Here is a 19,753-nt window from a genome sequence, read left to right as displayed (position 1 = left end):
TCGGGTGGGGTTTGCGGAGGGGTGGGATCTGGGTCGGTCGGTGGGGTGGTTTACGTCGTCGTATCCGGTGCGGGTGGGTGGTGTGGGTGCGGACCCGGTGGGGGTGCGTGGTGGTGGGGTGGATGCGGGGCGGTTGTTGAAGGGGGTGAAGGAGCAGGTGCGGGGGGTGCCGGGGGATGGGCTGGGGTATGGGCTGTTGCGGTATGTGAATCCGGAGACGGCGCCGGTGTTTGAGGGACTGCCGCGGGCGCGGGTGGTCTTCAACTATCTGGGGCGTTTCAGTGCCGGCCGGGGCAGTGACGGCGGCGGCGCTGGTGGTGGGTGGCGGCCTGATGCGGAGATGGTGCTGGGGGGTACGGCGGATGAGCGGATGGTGCTGACGCATGAGCTGGATGCGGGTGGTCTGGTCCGTGATCTGACCGGTGGTCCGGAGTTGACGTTGTCGCTGGCGGGTCCGGCGGGTGTCTTCGACGAGGCCACGCTGGAAAGGCTCGCGTCGGCGTGGGTGGACATGCTGACGGGGCTCGCGGCGCACGCGGCGAAGGACGGGAGCGGCGGGCATACGCCGTCGGACTTCCCGCTGGTCGCGCTGGACCAGGCCGCGGTGGAGGAACTGGAAGCGGCCGTCCCCGGGCTGGTGGATGTGTGGCCGCTCTCACCGTTGCAGGAAGGGCTGCTGTTCCACGCCCGGTATGACGAGGGCGACCATGATGCCTACGTCGGCCAGCGCCATCTCGATCTGGAAGGTCCCCTCGACACCGAAGTGCTCCGGGCATCGTGGCAGGCACTCGTGAACCGGCATGCGAATCTGCGGGCTTCCTTCCACGGTCTCCTGCAGGTGATCGCCGGGGATGTCGAGCTGCCATGGCGTGAAGTGGATGTGTCCGGTCTGCCCGCGACGGCTGTCGAGGCCGAGGCCCGCCGGTTGGCGGCGGAGGATCTGGCGCGCTTCGATCTCGCGGTCCCCCCGCTGCTGCGGTTCTCGCTGCTGAAGCTGGGAGAGGAGCGGTACCGCCTGGTCATGACGATGCATCACATCGTGCTGGACGGCTGGTCGCTGCCCGTGCTGTTCGGAGAGCTGACGCGGATCTACACATCCGGCGGTGACACGGGCACGCTGCCGCCCGCGACCTCCTACCGGGACTACCTGGCCTGGCTCGACCGCCAGGACAAGGAAGCCGCCCGGGACGCCTGGCGACGACTGCTCGCGGACGCCGCCGAGCCGACCGTCATCGCCCCCTTGGAGCGGGACGCGCGGGCCGTACGTCCCCGACATGTCGTCGTCAGGCTCGACGCATCGTCCACCGGGTTGCTGCGCGACATGGCACGCAGGCACGGGCTCACGCTGAACACCCTGGTCCAGGGCGCGTGGAGCGTCCTGGTCGGCACACTCGCGGGCCGGACCGACGTGGTGTTCGGCGCCACGGTGGCGGGCCGCCCGGCCGAGTTGTCCGGCGTCGAGCAGATGCTGGGACTGCTCATGAACACGGTCCCGGTCCGGGTGCATCTCGATCCCGGGCTGACCGTCGCGGAGCTGCTCGCCGGCCTCCAGGCCCAGCAGGCCGAGCTGATCGCCCACCAGCACCTGGGGCTGACGGAGATCCAGCGCGTCGTCGGCGTCGGTGCCTCCTTCGACACCCTTGTGGTGTACGAGAACTACCCCGACGGCCCGGACAGCACCCGTGACCTGGGCGATGCGCGCATCGTCGGCGGCGGGGGCGAGGAGGCGGCGCACTACCCGCTCACGCTCGTCGTCTCTCCGTTGGACGAGCTGGAGCTCCAGTTCGACTACCGGCCCGACGTGTTCGGCGAGGCCGCCGTCCAGGCGCTGGCGGAACGCATGCGGCGAGTCCTGGAGCAGATCGCGGCCGACCCCGGGGTGCCCGTCTCGCGGCTCGACGTCGTCGGCGAGGCCGAGCGGCGCCAGGTGGTGCACGGTTGGAACGACACCGCGCACCCGCTTCCTGGAACCACTCTGCCCGCGCTGTTCGAGGCACAGGTGGCGCGGACCCCTGACGCCGTTGCCGTGGCCGGAGACACGACCACACTGACGTACGCGGAACTGAACGAGCGCGCGAACCGGGTGGCGTACTGGCTGACCAGCCGGGGAGCCGGCCCGGAAGACCGGGTGGGCGTGGTGATGGAGCGGTCGGCCGACCTGGTCGCCGTACTCCTCGGCGTACTCAAGGCGGGCGCTGCGTATGTGCCGCTGGACGCCGGTCACCCGGTGGAGCGCCTGCGGGCCGTAGTCGCGGAGGCCGCGGTGTCCGTGGTCCTGGCCGACCGCCCGGTGGACGAACTCGGCGCGGTCCTGGTGAGCGAGCTGTCGCAGCCCGACAGCACGGGGGACCCGCGGGACCTGGCGCGCCCGCAGAACCTCGCCTACATCATGTACACCTCGGGATCCACCGGGATGCCGAAGGGCGTGGCGGTGACGCACGCCAACGTCGTCGCCTTCCTCCTGGACCGCTCCTGGCGCGACGACGTCACCGAGCGGGTACTTCTCCAGGCCAACCACGCCTTCGACGCCTCGACATACGAGCTGTGGGCCCCGTTGGTCCGAGGCGGCCGTCTGGTCGTCCTGCGCAGCGGCGACGTCTCCCTCGCGGAGCGGGGCCGGGCGATCGCCGAGCACGGTGTGACGAACGTGCATGCCACGGCGGGGTTGTTCCGGGTGCTGGCGGAGGAGTCCCCGGAGATCTTCGCGGGCGTGCGGGAGGTGTCGACCGGCGGGGACGTGGTGTCCGCCTCGGCGATCCGGACGCTGCTGGCGGCCCATCCCGGGCTGACGGTTCGTACGACCTACGGTCCGACCGAGACGACCGCGTTCACCACGCAGCTTCCGTACGTCGCCGGAGACACCGTCCCCGCCGGCGTGCCCCTCGGCCGGCCGATGGACAACAGTCGCGCCTATGTGATGGACCCGTTCCTGCGCCCGGTCGCACCCGGAGTCGTCGGGGAGCTGTACGTCGCCGGTGCCGGTCTGGCCCGGGGCTACGACGGGCGGACCGGGCTGACGGCCGAGCGGTTCGTGGCCTGCCCCTTCGGCGGTTCCGGGGAGCGGATGTACCGCACCGGTGATCTGGCCCGCTGGACCGATGACGGCGAACTGGTGTTCGCGGGGCGGGTCGACGACCAGGTGAAGATCCGTGGTTTCCGGATCGAGCCGGGCGAGGTCGAAGCCGTCCTGGCCGCACACGAGAGCGTCGCCCAGGCAGCCGTCGTCGCGCGTGAGGACCAGCCGGGTGTGAAGCGCCTGGTCGCCTACGTCGTCCCGGCCGGGGAGTCCGTCGACACCGACGCTCTGCGGGAGTACGTCGCCGCGAAGCTGCCGGACTACATGGTTCCCTCTGCGGTCGTAGGGCTGGCGTCCCTGCCGGTGACGGCGAACGGCAAACTGGACCGAGGCGCCCTGCCCGCGCCGGAGTTCACCGGGGGTGCCGGCCGTGGCCCCGCGAGCGCGTTGGAAGAGGTCCTCTGCGGGCTGTTCGCCGAGGCGCTGGGACTGGGGCCGGAACAGGTCGGTGCCGAGGACTCGTTCTTCGAACTCGGCGGCGACTCGCTGCTCGCGATGCGGCTGATCGCGTCCGTCCGGTCGGCCCTGAACGCCGAGGTCAGCATCCGTGACCTCTTCGGCGCACCGACCGTCGCGGGGCTGGCCCGCCTGGCCGAAGGCGACCGGGCCGACGTCCGTGCCGCGATCGTCGCGCGCGAACGGCCCGAGATGCTGCCCCTGTCCTTCGGCCAGCAGCGCATGTGGTTCCTCAACCAGCTTGAGGAAGCGGGCGTGGGCGCGGCCTACACGATGGCGTACGCGCTGCGGCTCAGCGGCGAACTGGACGTCGTCGCCATGGAAAGGGCGCTCGGTGATGTCGCCGACCGCCACGAGTCCCTGCGCACCGTCTTCCCGGAGACGGGCGGGACTCCCCGGCAGGCCGTCCTGGACGGCCCCGCCGGCCGCCCGTCCCTGCACGTCCGCGAGGTCGGCGAAGCCGAGCTGCCCGCGGTGCTTGTCGCCGAGGCGGGCCGCGGTTTCGACCTGGTCCGTGAACTGCCGTGGCGAATACACCTGTTGACCCTGTCCAGCCCGGACCCGGACCCCAACCTGCGATCCGAACCCGAACCCAAACCCGAACCCGAACCCGACCGCGAACCCGAGTCCGAGTCCGAATCCTCGTTCGTACTGCTGGTGGTGGCTCATCACATCGCGGTGGACGGCTGGTCGATGGGGATTCTCGCGCGTGACCTGCGGGCGGCCTACGCTGCCCGGCGCGCGGGCGGCGCGCCCGCCTGGTCGCCGTTGCCGGTGCAGTACGCGGACTACGCGCTGTGGCAGCGAGAGCTCCTGGGGGATCCGCTGGATCCAGCGGATCCAGCGGATCCAGCGGCCCCGGCGGACCGGGAGGATCCTGAGAGCCTGATCGGTACACAACTTGCCTACTGGTGCGACGCGTTGGCGGATCTGCCGGACCAGGTGCCGCTGCCGACAGATCGGGCGCGGCCTGCGGTCGCCTCCTTCCGGGGCGGTACGGCCGCGGTGGAGGTCGACGGGCCGACGCACGCGGGGCTGGCCGCCTTGGCCCGGGAGGGCTCGGCCACCGTCTTCATGGTGGTGCAGGCGGCGTTGGCGATGCTGCTGGCGCGGCTCGGCGCGGGCAGCGACATCCCGGTGGGGACCGCGGTCGCGGGCCGCGGTGACCGGGCGCTCGACGATCTCGCGGGCTTCTTCGTGAACACGCTCGTGCTGCGCACGGACGTCAGCGGTGACCCGAGCTTCGAGGAACTGCTCGCCCGGGTCCGGGAGACGGATCTCGCGGCCTACGCGCATCAGGACGTGCCCTTCGAACGGCTGGTGGACGAGCTGAACCCGGCCCGGTCGCTGGCACGGCATCCGCTGTTCCAGATCATGCTGGTCCTCCAGAACGTCCCGCCCGCCGACTGGGACCTGCCCGGGCTGACCGTGCACCCGGCGAGCGCGGGCACGCTGCCCGACGAGGCGGTCCCCGCCCGGTTCGACCTGTCGCTCAGCCTTGCCGAACACCGTGACGAGAACGGCACCCCGACCGGGATCCTCGGCGATCTCCAGTACGCGAAGGACCTGTTCGACGACAGCACGGCCCTCTCCCTCGTCCGCCGGCTGCGCCACGTCCTGGCCCAGGTGGCCGCCGACCCGCGGACCCGGCTCAGCGACCTCGACGTACTCGACGCCACCGAGCGCCAGGCAGTGCTCCAGGAGTGGAACGCCACCACCCGGGAGATCCCCGCGGCCACCCTGCCCGAACTCTTCCAGGCCCAGGCGGCCCGCACCCCGGACGCCGTGGCCGTGACCGACGGCAACGCCGCCCTGACGTATGCCGAACTGGACGCGCGGGCGAACCAGGTGGCACACCACCTGATCGGTCTGGGCATCGGCCCCGAGGACCGCGTCGGCATCCTGATGGAGCGGTCGGCCGACCAGGTGACCGCCCTGCTGGGCGTGGCCAAGGCGGGCGCGGCATACGTACCCGTGGACCCGGCCTACCCGGCCGAGCGGATCGCGTTCGTGCTCGACGACGCCGCCCCCGCCACGGTCCTGTGCACCACGGCGACCGCCGGGATGCTCCCGGCCGGACGCCGACGGACGACGTGGGACACCCCGGAGACCGCAGGGGCGATCGCCGCCGCTCCCACCACCTCGCCGTCCGACGCCGATCGCACCACGCCACTGCGCTCCACCCATCCGGCCTACGTCATCTACACCTCGGGCTCGACGGGCACGCCGAAGGGGGTCGTGGTGTCGCACGTGGGCCTGGCCGGCCTGGCGGGTGCCCAGATCGAACGGTTCGGCGTCGGCTCCCGGTCGCGGGTGCTGCAGTTCGCGGCGCTCGGTTTCGACGCGGCGGTGTCCGAGGCGTGCATGGCACTGCTCGCGGGCGCCGCGCTGGTGGTGGCGCCCGGAGACCGGATGCCCCCGTACGGCCGGCTGGAGGACCTGCTCGCCGACTTCGCGGTGACGCACGTGACGGTGCCCCCGTCGGTGCTCGCGAGCCTCGAACTGCTGCCCGACACACTGGAGACCGTGGTGGTGGCGGGCGAGGCCTGCCCTCCGGCCCTCGCGGCGCGGTGGGCGGCGGCAGTGCGGCTGATCAACGCCTACGGGCCCACCGAGACGACGGTGTGCGCCACGATGACCCACCCGTTGCTGCACGGCGACGAGTTCGTCACCGCCGGCCGGTCCGTCCCGATCGGCCGCCCGGTCTGGAACACCCGGGTGTTCGTACTGGACGAGTTCCTGCGTCCCGTCGCACCAGGTGTCACCGGAGAGCTGTACGTCGCCGGAGCGGGCCTTGCGCGTGGTTACAACGGTCGCCCGGGGCTGACGGCGGAGCGATTCGTCGCGTGCCCGTTCGCCGAGTCCCCCGAGCGGATGTACCGCACCGGTGACCTGGCCCGCTGGACCAGCGATGGCGAACTGGTGTTCTGGGGGCGCATCGACGACCAGGTGAAGATCCGTGGATTCCGGATCGAACCGGGCGAGATCGAGGCCGTGCTGGCCGCCGACCACGGCGTCGCCCAAGCCGCGGTGGTCGTCCGGGAGGACCAGCCGGGTACCAAACGGCTCGTCGCCTACGTCGTCCCCGCGAACGTCGTTCCCGCGAACGTTGTCCCCGCCAACGTCATCCCCGCCAACCTCGTCTCCACCAAAGTCGTCTCCACCAAAGTCGCCCCCGCCACTGAGCGGGTCGACGGCGCGGCCCTGCGCGAAGCCGCGGCGCGCACTCTCCCCGACTACATGGTTCCGTCCGCCGTCGTCGTACTGGACTCCCTGCCGGTCACCCCGAACGGCAAGCTGGACCGGGCGGCCCTGCCCGCCCCCGACCGCGGCGCCGACGGCGCGGGCCGGGCCCCGGCCACCCCGGTCGAGGAGATCGTGTGCGGGCTGTTCGACGAGGTGCTCGGCCTCGTCCGGGCCGGGTCCGAGGTCGGGGTCGGTGCCGAGGAGTCGTTCTTCGAACTCGGTGGTGACTCGCTGCTCGCCATGCGCCTCATCTCCTCGATCCGCTCGACGCTGGACACCGAGATCGGCATCCGCGAACTGTTCGCCGAACCGACCGCCGCCGGGCTGGCCCGGCTGGTGGAGGACTCGGCGCGACGCACGGTGCGCCCCGCGGTCGTCGCCCGGCCACGGCCCGAGGTACTCCCGCTCTCCTTCGGCCAGCAACGGATGTGGTTCCTCAACCGACTTGAGGAGTCCGGCGCGGCCGCGGCCTACAACATGCCCCTGGCACTGCGGCTCACCGGTCGGCTGGACACGGCCGCGCTGAAGGCGGCGCTCGGCGATGTCGTCGACCGGCACGAGACGCTGCGCACGGTGTTCCCGGAGACGGACGGCGTCGCCCGGCAGCGGATCGTCGACGGTCCGGCCGGCCGGCCGGACCTGCGGATCCACGACGTGACCGCGGAGGACCTGCCCGAGGTCATGGCCCGCTTGGCGAACCGGCCCTTCGACCTGACCCGGGACCTGCCCTGGCACGCCGAACTGCTGGTCCTGTCCGGGTCCGACTCCGTCCTGCTGCTGGTGTCCCACCACATCGCGGTGGACGGCTGGTCGATGGGCGTCCTGGCACAGGACCTGCGTACGGCCTACGCGGCGCGGCATGCCGGTTCGGCGCCGGAGTGGTCGCCGCTGCCGGTGCAGTACGCGGACTACGCGCTGTGGCAGCGCGAGGTCCTCGGCGGCCTCGACGATCCCGAGAGCCTGATCAGCTCCCAACTCGGCTACTGGCGCGAGACGTTGGCCGACCTGCCCGAGGAGCTGAACCTCCCGGTGGACCGCGGCAGGCCCGCGGTCGGCTCGTTCCGCGGCGGCTGGGTCCCGATGACGGTCGCCCCGGACACCCACGCCGACCTCGCCGCGGCGGCCCGGCAGGGCTCGGCGACCATGTTCATGGTGGTGCAGACAGCACTGGCCATGCTGCTGGCACGGCTCGGTGCCGGCACCGACATCCCCGTCGGCACCGCCGTCGCCGGGCGCCCCGTCTCGGACCTGGAGAACCTCGTCGGGTTCTTCGTCAACACCCTGGTCCTGCGCGCCGACGCCTCCGGTGACCCCACCTTCGCCGAACTGCTCGACCGCGTCCGGGAGAGCGACCTGGCCGCCTACGCACACCAGGACATGCCGTTCGAACGGCTGGTGGACGAACTCAGCCCGACCCGGTCGCTGTCCCGGCACCCGCTCTTCCAGATCATGCTGACACTGGACAACACCCCCGGCGCGGACGCCTCCTGGGAACTGGGCGACCTGGACGTCCGGCCGATCCCGGCCGACGACGTCTTCGCCGCCCGCTTCGACCTCTCGGTCGGACTGGCCGAACTCCACGACGAACAGGGCGCAGCAGCCGGCATCGAGGGCGGCATGCAGTTCTCCGCCGACCTGTTCGACGAGGACACCGCCCGTGCCCTGTCCCGGAGGTTCGCCCGGGTCCTGGCGCAGGTCGCCGACAACCCGCGCGTGAAGGTCAGCGAACTGGACGTCATGGACGAGGCAGAACACCGACTCGTCGTGTCGGAGTGGAACGACACCGCGCATGCGCTGCCGGCCACGACCCTGCCCGCGCTGTTCGGTCACCAGGTCGCGCGCGTTCCCGAGGCCTTGGCCGTGGCCGACGAAGACTCGGCGGTGTCGTACGCGGAGTTGGACGAGTGGTCGAATCGCGTCGCGCGGTGGTTGGTGGCGAGGGGTGTCGGGCTCGGCAGCCGGGTCGGTGTGGTGATGGAGCGGTCGGCCGGTCTGCCGGCGGTGTTGTGGGGTGTGCTGAAGGCGGGCGCGGCGTACGTGCCGGTGGATCCGGACCATCCCGCGGAGCGGATCGCGTTTGTGCTGGGTGATGCGGCTCCCGAGGTGGTGGTCTGCTGCCGCGCGACGGCGGGTGACCTGGCCGAGGCCTCGGGCTGGGTGGTGTGGGATGCGCCGGAGACGGTGGCCGAGATCGGGTCGTTCTCCGGTGCCGCGGTGGAGTTCCCGGTCCTGCCCGACTCGGCCGCGTACATGATCTACACATCGGGTTCGACGGGCCGCCCCAAGGGCGTGCTGGTCAGCCACCGTGCGATCACGAACAAGCTGCGCTGGCGGCAGCACACCTACCGGCTGACGTCCGACGACCGCGTCCTCCAGAAGACACCGGTCGGCTTCGACGTGTCGGTGTGGGAGTTGTTCTGGCCGCTGATCGCGGGTGCGGGTCTGGTGATGGCCAAGCCCGGTGGGCATAGGGACCCGGCCTATCTCGTGGATGCGGTGGCCCGGTACGGGGTGACGGTGATGCACTTCGTGCCGTCGATGCTCGGTGCCTTCCTCCAGGAGGTGCGGGCCGGGGACTGCGCGGGTCTGCGGCAGGTCTTCTGCAGCGGCGAGGCACTGACGGCGGACCTGGTGGAGGAGTTCCGCACCCGCGTCGGCGTACGTCTCCACAACCTCTACGGCCCCACGGAAGCCGCCGTCGAGGTCACGTCCTGGGACGGCACCGACGGCACGCCCTACGGGTCGGTGCCGATCGGGCGGCCGGTGTGGAATACGCGGGTGTTCGTGCTGGATGAGTTCTTGCGTCCGGTGCCGGTGGGTGTGACGGGTGAGTTGTATTTGGCGGGGGTGCAGTTGGGGTGGGGGTATGGGGGGCGGTCGGGGTTGACCGGGGAGCGGTTCGTCGCCTGTCCGTTCGGTTCTGGTGAGCGGATGTACCGCACCGGGGACCTGGTGCGGTGGTCCGGGGATGGGGAGTTGCTGTACGGGGGGCGTGTCGACGACCAGGTGAAGGTCCGTGGTTTCCGGATCGAGCTGGGTGAGATCGAAGCCGTTCTGGCCGGGCATGGGAGTGTCGGTCGGGTGGCGGTGGTGGTGCGTGAGGACCGGCCGGGTGTGAAGCGGTTGGTGGCGTATGTGGTGGGGGCCGGGGGAGGCGTCGAGGCGGCGGGGTTGCGGGAGTTCGCGGCTTCGGTGCTGCCGGAGTACATGGTGCCGTCCGCGTTCGTGGTGCTTGACGGTCTGCCGGTGACGGTGAACGGGAAGCTGGACCGGGCTGCTTTGCCGGCTCCGGAGTTCACCGGGGGTGAGGGCCGGGGTGCGGAGACTCCGTTGGAGGAGTTGCTGTGTGGTCTGTTCGCTGAGGTGTTGGGGCTGGAGGGGGTGGGTGCGGAGGACTCCTTCTTCGAGCTCGGTGGCGACTCGATCATGTCGATGCTCGTCGTGTCCCGGGCCCGTCGCGCGGGTGTGGTGATCACTCCCCGGCAGGTCTTCGAGGCCAAGTCCCCAGCGGCCCTGGCGCGAGTCGCCGAGGTGGGCAGGGCCGACTCCGCTTCGGCCCGTACGGTCGGCGGCGTGGGGCGGGTGCCCTTGACTCCGGTCATGCGTGAGTTGGTGGAGCGTGCGGGTGCGGTGGCGCTGACGGGGGCGTTTTCGCAGTCGACGGTGTTGGAGGTTCCGGCGGGGTTGGAGTTGCCGCGGCTGGAGGCCGCGCTGCGGGTGTTGGTGGATCACCATGACGTGCTGCGGGCGCGGTTGGTGCTTGTCGACGGTGAGCCGGACTCGCTGCTGGTGCCGGAGAAGGGCACCGTCCCGGTCGACGTGAGCCGGGTGGACGCGACCGTCGGCGACCTGCACGAGCTCATCCCGGCCGCGGAGCGCGACGCCGTCCAAGCTCTCGATCCTGTGGTGGGTGGGTTGGTGCGGGTGGTGTGGTTTGACGCGGGGCCGGGTGTGGTGGGTCGGTTGTTGGTGGTGGCGCATCATCTGGTGGTTGATGGTGTGTCGTGGCGGGTGTTGGTGCCGGATCTGGTGGCGGCGTATGTGTCTGGTGCGGGTGCGCTGGACGAGGTGGGTGTGTCGTTCCGGAGTTGGGCGTTGGGGCTTGCTGGTGAGGCGGTGGCTGCGGGGCGGGTGGCGGAGTTGCCGGTGTGGACCGGGTTGCTGGAGGGCGTGGATCCGGTGCTGGGAGTCCGGGCGTTGGATCCGGTGGTCGACACGGTGGCGGGTGGTGTGTCCCGGGTTGAGGTGCGGGTTCCTGCCGGGGTGACGGCTCAGCTGCTGGGTGGGGTGCCGGCGGTTTTTGGTGCGGGGGTGGATGTGGTGTTGCTGGCGGGTTTGGTGGGGGCGTTGGAGGAGGGGTGTGGTGTGGTGGGTGGGGTGTTGGTGGATGTGGAGGGGCATGGTCGGGTGGGGTTTGCGGAGGGGTGGGATCTGGGTCGGTCGGTGGGGTGGTTTACGTCGTCGTATCCGGTGCGGGTGGGTGGTGTGGGTGCGGACCTTGCTCAGGTGCGTGGTGGTGGGGTGGATGCGGGGCGGTTGTTGAAGGGGGTGAAGGAGCAGGTGCGGGGGGTGCCGGGGGATGGGTTGGGGTATGGGCTGTTGCGGTATGTGAACCCGGAGACGGCTCCTGCCTTCGAGGGACTGCCCCGAGCACAGGTCGGCTTCAACTACCTCGGCCGTTTCACGCCCGCCGACCCTGCGACCCGCGAGGCAGCACACCGCCCCTGGCAGCCTGACGCCGACATGGTCTTCGGTGGCTCGGCCGACCCCCGGATGGTGCTGATCCATGCCCTGGAAGCCGGTGGCCTGGTCCGTGATCTGCCCGACGGCCCGGAGCTGACGATCACTCTCGGGGGCCCGGCGGGTGTGTTCGACGAGGTGGTTCTGCGGAAGCTGGCGTCGGCCTGGGCGGACATGCTGACGGGGCTGGCGGCGCACGCGGAGAAGGAGGGGAGCGGCGGGCATACGCCGTCGGACTTCCCGCTGGTGGCGTTGGACCAGGCCGCGGTGGAGGAGCTGGAGGCGGCTGTCCCCGGGCTGGTGGATGTGTGGCCGCTGTCGCCGTTGCAGGAAGGGCTGCTGTTCCACGCGCGGTATGACGAGGGCGATCACGATGCCTACGTCGGGCAGCGCCATCTCGACCTGGAAGGTCCGCTCGACACCGAAGTGCTCCGGGCATCGTGGCAGGCACTCCTGAACCGCCATGCGAATCTGCGGACGGGCTTTGTGGAGCCGGGTGGTGTGGCGGGTGCGGTGCAGGTGGTCTTCGGGGAGGTGGAGCTGCCCTGGCGTGACGTGGATCTGTCGGGTCTCTCCGCGACGGCTGTCGAGGCCGAGGCCCGCCGGTTGGCGGCGGAGGATCTGGCGCGCTTCGATCTCGCGGTCCCTCCGCTGCTGCGGTTCTCGCTGCTGAAGCTGGGAGAGGAGCGGTACCGCCTGGTCATGACGATGCATCACATCGTGCTGGACGGTTGGTCGTTGCCGGTTCTGTTCGGTGAGTTGTCGCAGGTGTATGCGGCGGGTGGTGATGCGGGCGGCCTGGCGCCGGTGACGTCGTACCGGGACTACCTCGCCTGGCTCGACCGCCAGGACGGCGAGGCGGCGGCCCAGAGTTGGCGAGCGGTGCTGGCCGGCGTCACGGAGCCGACTCTCGTCGCCCCGACAGATCGGGACGTGGCGCATGCCGCGGCCCGCCATGTGATCGTCCGGCTCGACGAAGCGCTCACCATCGAACTTCGGGAGATGGCGCGGACGCACGGGCTGACGGTGAACACCGTGGTGCAGGGTGCGTGGGCGGTGGCGGTGGGGATGCTGACTGGCCGGAGCGACGTGGTGTTCGGTACGACGGTCGCGGGCCGTCCGGCCGACCTGCCGGGCGTCGAGCGGATGCTCGGCCTCTTCATCAACACCGTTCCGGTACGAGTGCGTCTGGATCCGCGGCGAACCGTGGTCGACATCCTGGCCGAACTCCAGCAGGAGCAAGCCGGTTTGATGGCCCATCAACACCTCGGGCTGACGGAGATCCAGCGCCTGGCCGGTGCCGGTGCCGGCTTCGACACGCTCTACGTCTACGAGAACTATCCGCACGACCCCGCCGCCACCGGCAGCCTCGGGGGTCTGCCGGTCGTCGGCGGCGGGGGCGAGGAGACGACCCACTACCCGCTCACCCTGCTCGTCTCTCCCGCCACCGAGCTCGAACTACGGCTCGACTACCGGCCCGACATGTTCGACGAGGACACCGTCCGAACCCTGGCGGAACGCGTACGAGGGCTCCTGGCGCATGTCGCGGCCGCCCCAAGGACAGCCGTGGGCCGACTGGAACTGCTCGGCGCGGCCGAGTACACCCGGATGGTCGACGAGTGGAACGACACCGCACGGCCCGTCCCGCACATGACCCTTGCCGAACTGTTCGAGCGTCAGGCATACCGCACCCCTGACTCCGTCGCACTCGTCTCGACCGACACCGAAGCGACGGGCACTGAAGTGACCGGCACCGAAGTGACTGGCCTCGAAGTGGCCGGCACCGAAGTGACGTACGCCGAACTGAATGCGCGAGCGAATCGCCTGGCGCACCGGTTGACGGCGCTGGGTGTGACACACGAGGACCCGGTCGCCGTGCTGCAGCGCCGGTCGATCGACCTGGTGGTGTCGATACTGGCGGTGCTGAAAGCCGGCGGGGTCTATGTGCCACTGGACGCGGACGCCCCGGCGGACCGGCTGCGGTGGATCCTGAGGGACACAGGCGCGTCGGTCCTGCTGACGGACCGGGCGCTGCACGGCTCGGATGCCGAGGACGAGGCCGTCGCGGTCGTCGTGGTCGACGCCGACGCCTCCCTCGCGGACGAGCCGACACGCGACCTCAATACCCCCGGACACCCCGACCAGCTCGCCTACGTGATGTTCACCTCCGGCTCGACAGGCCTGCCCAAGGGGGTGGCGGTTGCACAGCGCGCAGTGGCCGCCCTCGCACTGGACCCGTGCTGGGAGGGTACCGGCAGCCAGGAAAAGGTCCTCCTCCACTCGCCGCACACCTTCGACGCGTCGACGTACGAGCTGTGGGTGCCGCTGCTGTCCGGCGGAACAGTCGTGGTGGCACCCGGTGAACTGAACGTCCACGCCCTGGAGCGGGCGATCGTCGGACAGCGCGTGAGGGCGCTGTGGGTCACCGCCGGCCTGTTCCGGCTGCTCGCCGAGGAGTCCCCGGCGAGCTTCGCCGGGGTCCGCGAGGTGTGGACCGGCGGCGAGGCCGTCCCGCCCACGGCGGTTCGACGTGTTCTCGCGGCATGCCCCGGCATCACGGTCGTGGACGGCTACGGCCCGACGGAGACCACCACCTTCGCCACCACCTTCGCGCTGCGGGCGGCGCAGGACGTGCCGGACTCCGTGCCGATCGGCCGGCCGATGGCGAACATGCGAGCGTACGTGCTCGACACCGCGCTGCGTCCCGTGCCGACCGGCGTCGCCGGCGAGCTGTATCTCGCGGGCGCGGGACTCGCACGCGGATACGTCCACCGCGGCGACGCGACCGCGGAGCGCTTTGTCGCGGCCCCGTTCGGTCCGGCGGGATCGCGCATGTACCGGACCGGCGACGTCGCACGGTGGACGGCGGACGGCGAGCTGATGTACGCGGGGCGGGTCGACGACCAGGTGAAGATCCGCGGATTCAGGATCGAGCCGGGCGAGGTCGAGGCCGTCCTGGCCGCACACGAGAGCGTCGCCCAGGCAGCCGTCATCGCGCGTGAGGACCAGCCAGGTGTGAAGCGGCTGGTGGCGTATGTCGTCCCCGCCGGGGAGGCCTCGGCAAGGGACGTCTCCTCCGAGAGCACCCCGCCGGTGCCGGTGCCGGTGCCGGTGCTGGACCGGGATCTGGATCTGGACGCCCTGCGCGAGTACACGGCGGACAGGCTGCCGGACTACATGGTGCCGTCCGCGTTCGTGCGGCTTGACGGGCTGCCGGTGACAGTCAACGGCAAACTGGACCGGGCCGCCCTGCCCGCCCCCGACCTGGGCGGCGAGGTCGGCCGCGGCCCCGCGACCGCGCTGGAGGAGATCCTGTGCGGGCTGTTCGCCGAGGTACTCGGGGTGGAACGGATCGGTGCCGAGGAGTCGTTCTTCGAGCTGGGCGGCGACTCCCTGCTCGCGATGCGGCTGGCCGTCCGGATACGCTCCGCCCTTGACGCCGAGATCAACGTCCGGGAACTCTTTGGCGCGCCCAGTGCGGCCGAACTCGCCCGGCTGGTGGAGAGCGGCCGGGACGGCGACGTCCGCGTCGGCCTCGTCGCCCGCGAACGTCCCGAGGTGCTGCCGCTCTCCTTCGGTCAGCAACGGATGTGGTTCCTCAACCAGCTCGACGAGCCCGGGTCGGAGGGCGCCTACAACGTGCCGCTGGCGCTCCGGATCTCCGGCGAACTGGACGTGACGGCGCTGAAGGCCGCCCTCGGCGACGTGGCGGACCGGCACGAAACGCTGCGCACCGTCTATCCGTCCGCCGACGGCAGCCCACGGCAACGGCTCCTCGACACTCCGCCGCCGTTCCACGTCCACCGGATCACCTCCGCACAGCTGGACGAGGCCATGGCCGAGGCCGCGTCACGAGGCTTCGATCTCGGCCACGATCTGCCGTGGCGTACTGACCTGCTGGTGCTGTCCGACACGGAGTTCGTTCTGATGCTGGTCGCCCATCACATCGCGGTGGACGGCTGGTCGATGGGGATCCTCGCCCGGGACCTGCGACACGCGTACGGAGCACGCATCGCGGGCTCGGCGCCGGTCTGGTCGCCGTTGCCGGTGCAGTACGCGGACTATGCGCTGTGGCAGCGGGAGGTGCTGGGTGAGCTGGCGGATCCGGGGAGTTTGGTCAGTGCTCAGCTTGCCTACTGGCGTGGTGCGTTGGGGGGTCTGCCGGAGGAGCTGACGCTCCCGGTGGACCGGACCCGGCCCGCGGTCCCGTCCTTCGGGGGTGGCTCGGTTCCGCTGGAGCTGGGTGCGCAGGGGCATGCCGCGCTGCTCGAAGTGGCCCGGCGGCAGTCGGCGACGATGTTCATGGTGGTGCAGGCGGCGTTGGCGTTGTTGTTGGCGCGGTTGGGTGCGGGGACGGATATCCCGGTGGGTACGGCGGTTGCCGGTCGTGGGGATGCGGCTGTGGAGGACTTGGTCGGGTTCTTCGTGAACACGTTGGTGTTGCGTACGGATGTGAGTGGTGATCCGAGTTTTGAGGAGTTGCTGGTCCGGGTGCGGGAGGCGGACTTGGCTGCTTTTGCGCATCAGGATGTGCCGTTCGAGCGTCTGGTGGACGACCTGAGTCCTGAGCGCTCGCTGTCCCGGCATCCCCTCTTCCAGATCATGCTCGTCCTCCAGAACATCCCCGCCGCCCACTGGGACCTGGCCGGCCTGACCATGCACCAACAGGCCTCCGAGTCACTTCCCGACGCGGCCCTGCCCACGCGTTTCGACCTGTCCATCAACCTCACCGAGCACCGCGACCATCAGGGCAACCCCGCAGGCCTCGGCGGTGGCCTCCAGTACGCCACTGATCTGTTCGATGCTTCGACGGCTGGGGTGTTGGCGGGGCGGTTGGTGCGGGTGTTGGAGCAGGTGGCTGTGGATCCGTTGTTGCGGGTGAGTGGTGTGGATGTGCTGGATGGGGTGGAGGAGTATGCGGTTGTTGAGGGGTGGAATGACACGGGTCGGCCGGTGGTGGGGTTGGGGTTGCCGGGGTTGTTTGCGGAGCAGGTGGGGCGGGTTCCGGGTGCGGTGGCGGTGGTGGGTGGTGACGGGGGTTCGTTGACGTATGGGGAGTTGGATGAGCGGTCGGACCGGGTGGCGCACTGGCTGAGGAGTCGGGGTGTGGGCCTGGAGGATCGGGTGGGTGTGGTGATGGGCCGGTCCGCCGACCTGATCGCGGTACTCCTCGGTGTGGTGAAAGCCGGGGCCGCTTACGTGCCTTTGGACTCTGGGCATCCGGTGGAGCGGTTGCGTGGGGTGGTGGCGGAGGCCGGGGTGTCCGTGGTGCTGGCCGACCGCTCCCTGGACGGCTTGGACACGGTTCACACGGATGAGGTGTTCGAGGCGGAGCCGCTGAATCCGGGTGTGACCGTGCTTCCGGAGAGTGTGGCGTATGTGATGTATACGTCGGGGTCGTCGGGTGTGCCGAAGGGTGTTGCGGTCACGCACGCCAACATCGCGGCGTTCGTCGCGGACGGGTGCTGGCGCGACGACGCGACTGCGCGCGTACTCGTACAGGCGAATCATGCGTTCGATGCGTCGACGTACGAGCTGTGGGTGGCGTTGGTGCGTGGTGGGCGGCTGGTGCTGCTGCCCGAGGGCGAGCTGGACGCCGGGATACGGGGCGGCGTCATTGCCCGGCAGGGTGTGACGAATGTGCATGCGACGGCGGGGTTGTTCCGGGTGCTGGCGGAGGAGTCCTCGGAGATCTTCGCGGGCGTGCGGGAAGTCTCCACCGGTGGGGATGTGGTGTCCGCTGCCGCGATCCGCACGCTGCTCGAAGCGCACCCCGAGTTGACGGTGCGTACGACGTATGGTCCGACGGAGGCGACGGCGTTCACGACGCAGTTGGCTTTCGTGTCTGGTGATGTGGTGCCGGATGTGGTGCCGATCGGTCGTCCGATGGACAACACGCGGGCGTATGTGCTGGACGAGTTCCTGCGCCCCGTGGCGCCTGGTGTGGTGGGTGAGTTGTATGTCGCGGGTGCTGGTCTGGCGCGCGGGTACGACGATCGGCCTGGGCTGACGGCGGAGCGGTTTGTCGCGTGCCCGTTCCCCGGTGCCGGGGAGCGTATGTATCGCACGGGTGACCTGGCCCGCTGGACCCGTGATGGTCTGCTGGTGTTCGCGGGGCGGGCGGATGACCAGGTGAAGATCCGTGGGTTCCGGATCGAACCCGGCGAGGTCGAAGCCGTTGTGGCGGCGCACGAGGGAGTGGCGCAGGTTGCGGTCATAGCGCGTGAGGATCAGCCGGGCACGAAACGTCTGGTCGCCTACGTCGTCGCCGCACACGAGGCCTTCGATGCTGGTGAGCTGCGGGAGTACGTCGCCGCGAAGTTGCCGGACTACATGGTGCCGTCCGCGTTCCTAGCGCTGGATGCGCTGCCGGTCACGGTGAACGGGAAGCTGGACCGCGCCGCCCTGCCGGCCCCGGAGTTCACCGCCGGCGCAGGCCGGGACGCGGAGACTCCGCTGGAGGAGTTGCTGTGCGGTCTGTTCGCCGAGGTGCTGGGGCTGGAGCGGGTGGGTGCGGAGGACTCCTTCTTCGAGCTCGGCGGTGACTCGATCATGTCGATGCTCGTCGTCTCCCGGGCCCGTCGCGAGGGTGTGGTGATCACTGCCCGGCAGGTCTTCGAGTGCAAGTCACCGGCAGGTCTCGCCGTGGTAGCCGGCGTCGGTGGTGCCGACGAGACCCGGTCGGATCCGGTGGACGAGGACACGGGCATCGGCCGGGTCCCGCTGACGCCCGTCATGCTCGACATGGTCGAGCGGGGAGGGCTGAAAGCGCTGACAGGCGTGCTGTCCCAGTCGATGCTCGTGGAGACGCCGACCGGTATGGAACTGTCGCAGTTGACGGCAGCCGTCCAGGTGTTGCTGGATCACCATGACGTCCTGCGCGCACGGCTCGAACTGTCTGACGACGCACCCCACTTGATCGTCCCGGAGCCGGGCGCACCGGCCTCGGACCAGGTGGTCCGGGTGGACACGGCGGGCCTGGCCGAAGAGGAGCTGGCCGCGCTGACGCAGTCCGAAGGACGGCGTGCGGTGGACCGTCTGGACCCGCGGGCCGGAGCCATGGTCCAACTGGTTTGGTTCGACGCGGGAATCGACCGGCCGGGGCGGCTGCTCGTGGTGGCGCACCACCTGGTGATCGACGCCGTGTCGTGGCGCGTCCTGCTCCCGGACCTGGCCACGGCATACACGGCCATACACGCCGGACACGATCCCGGCCTCGGACGGGGAACGTCGTACCGGCGGTGGGCCGAGACGCTCCGGGCCGAGGCTCTCAGCACCGAACGGACGGCCGAAGTATCTGCATGGAAAGGGCTGTTGGGCGGCCCGAACCCACTGCTCGGACGACGGGCGCTCGACCCGGCCGTGGACACTGTCGCGGGTGGCTTGCACCAGGTCGAGGCCAAGGTTTCGGTCCCTCTGACGAAGGAGTTGCTGACCCGTATCCCGACCGCCCTCGATGCCGGAGTCGAGGACGTGCTCCTGGCCGGGCTGGCCGCCGCGGTCGGCGAATGGCGCCGGCGTCAGGGGCGCAACCTCGCCGGCGGAGTCCTGGTCGAGATCGAAGGGCACGGCCGCACCCCGCTCGCCGACGACATGGATCTGACCCGCACTGTCGGTTGGTTCACTGGTTCCCACCCGGTGCGCCTGGACCCCGGCACCACGGACTACGCACGGATCCGCGCCGGTGGTCCGGAGACCGGCGACCTGCTCAGGCGGATCAGGGACCAGCTGAAGGCGGTGCCCGGCGACGGGCTCGGCTTCGGGCTGCTGCGCCATCTCAATCCGGATACGGCCGAGGGCCTGGCCGGGCTGCCGACCCCGCAGATCGGCTTCAACTACCTCGGCCGCTTCACCTCCGGCCCGGCCTCTCCGGCCTCTCCGGCCGCCGAGGCAGGGGACGCCTGGCGGCCGGTGGGCGGCACGGTCCTGGGCGGTACGGCCGACGCCGACACCCCCGCTGCCCATCTGCTGGAGGCGGGAGGCCTGGTCCGCGACCTGCCCGAGGGACCCGAACTGACCGTGACACTGGTGAGCCCCGCCGGCCCCCTGGAGGAGAAGGCGCTCCACGACCTCGTTGACGGCTGGGTCGCCATGCTCACCGGCATGGCCTCATACGACGCCGACACGGATGCCGGTCGTCGGTCCCCTTCCGACTTCCCGCTCGTTGCGTTGGCCCAGAGTCAGATCGAGGCACTGCAGATCAAGCTTTCCGGCGAAGAGGAGTGACCGCGGTGA

1 protein-coding gene is annotated in these 19,753 nt (G+C 70.5%); it reads left to right on the top strand.

Features of this window, described 5'->3' with window-relative positions; all coding sequences use genetic code 11:
• Positions 1-4: 4 nt before the first annotated feature.
• A complete protein-coding gene (locus tag ACFZB3_RS38185) occupies positions 5-19,744 on the top strand; it encodes a non-ribosomal peptide synthase/polyketide synthase (RefSeq protein WP_391384642.1) in 19,740 nt (6,579 codons plus the stop codon).
• Positions 19,745-19,753 lie beyond the last annotated feature (9 nt).

The organism is Streptomyces sp. NPDC008092, from assembly GCF_042957285.1.
GTDB lineage: Bacteria > Actinomycetota > Actinomycetes > Streptomycetales > Streptomycetaceae > Streptomyces.
Note: the sequence above shows the minus strand (reverse complement) of the source record. Positions and strands in the feature narration are given on the sequence as shown.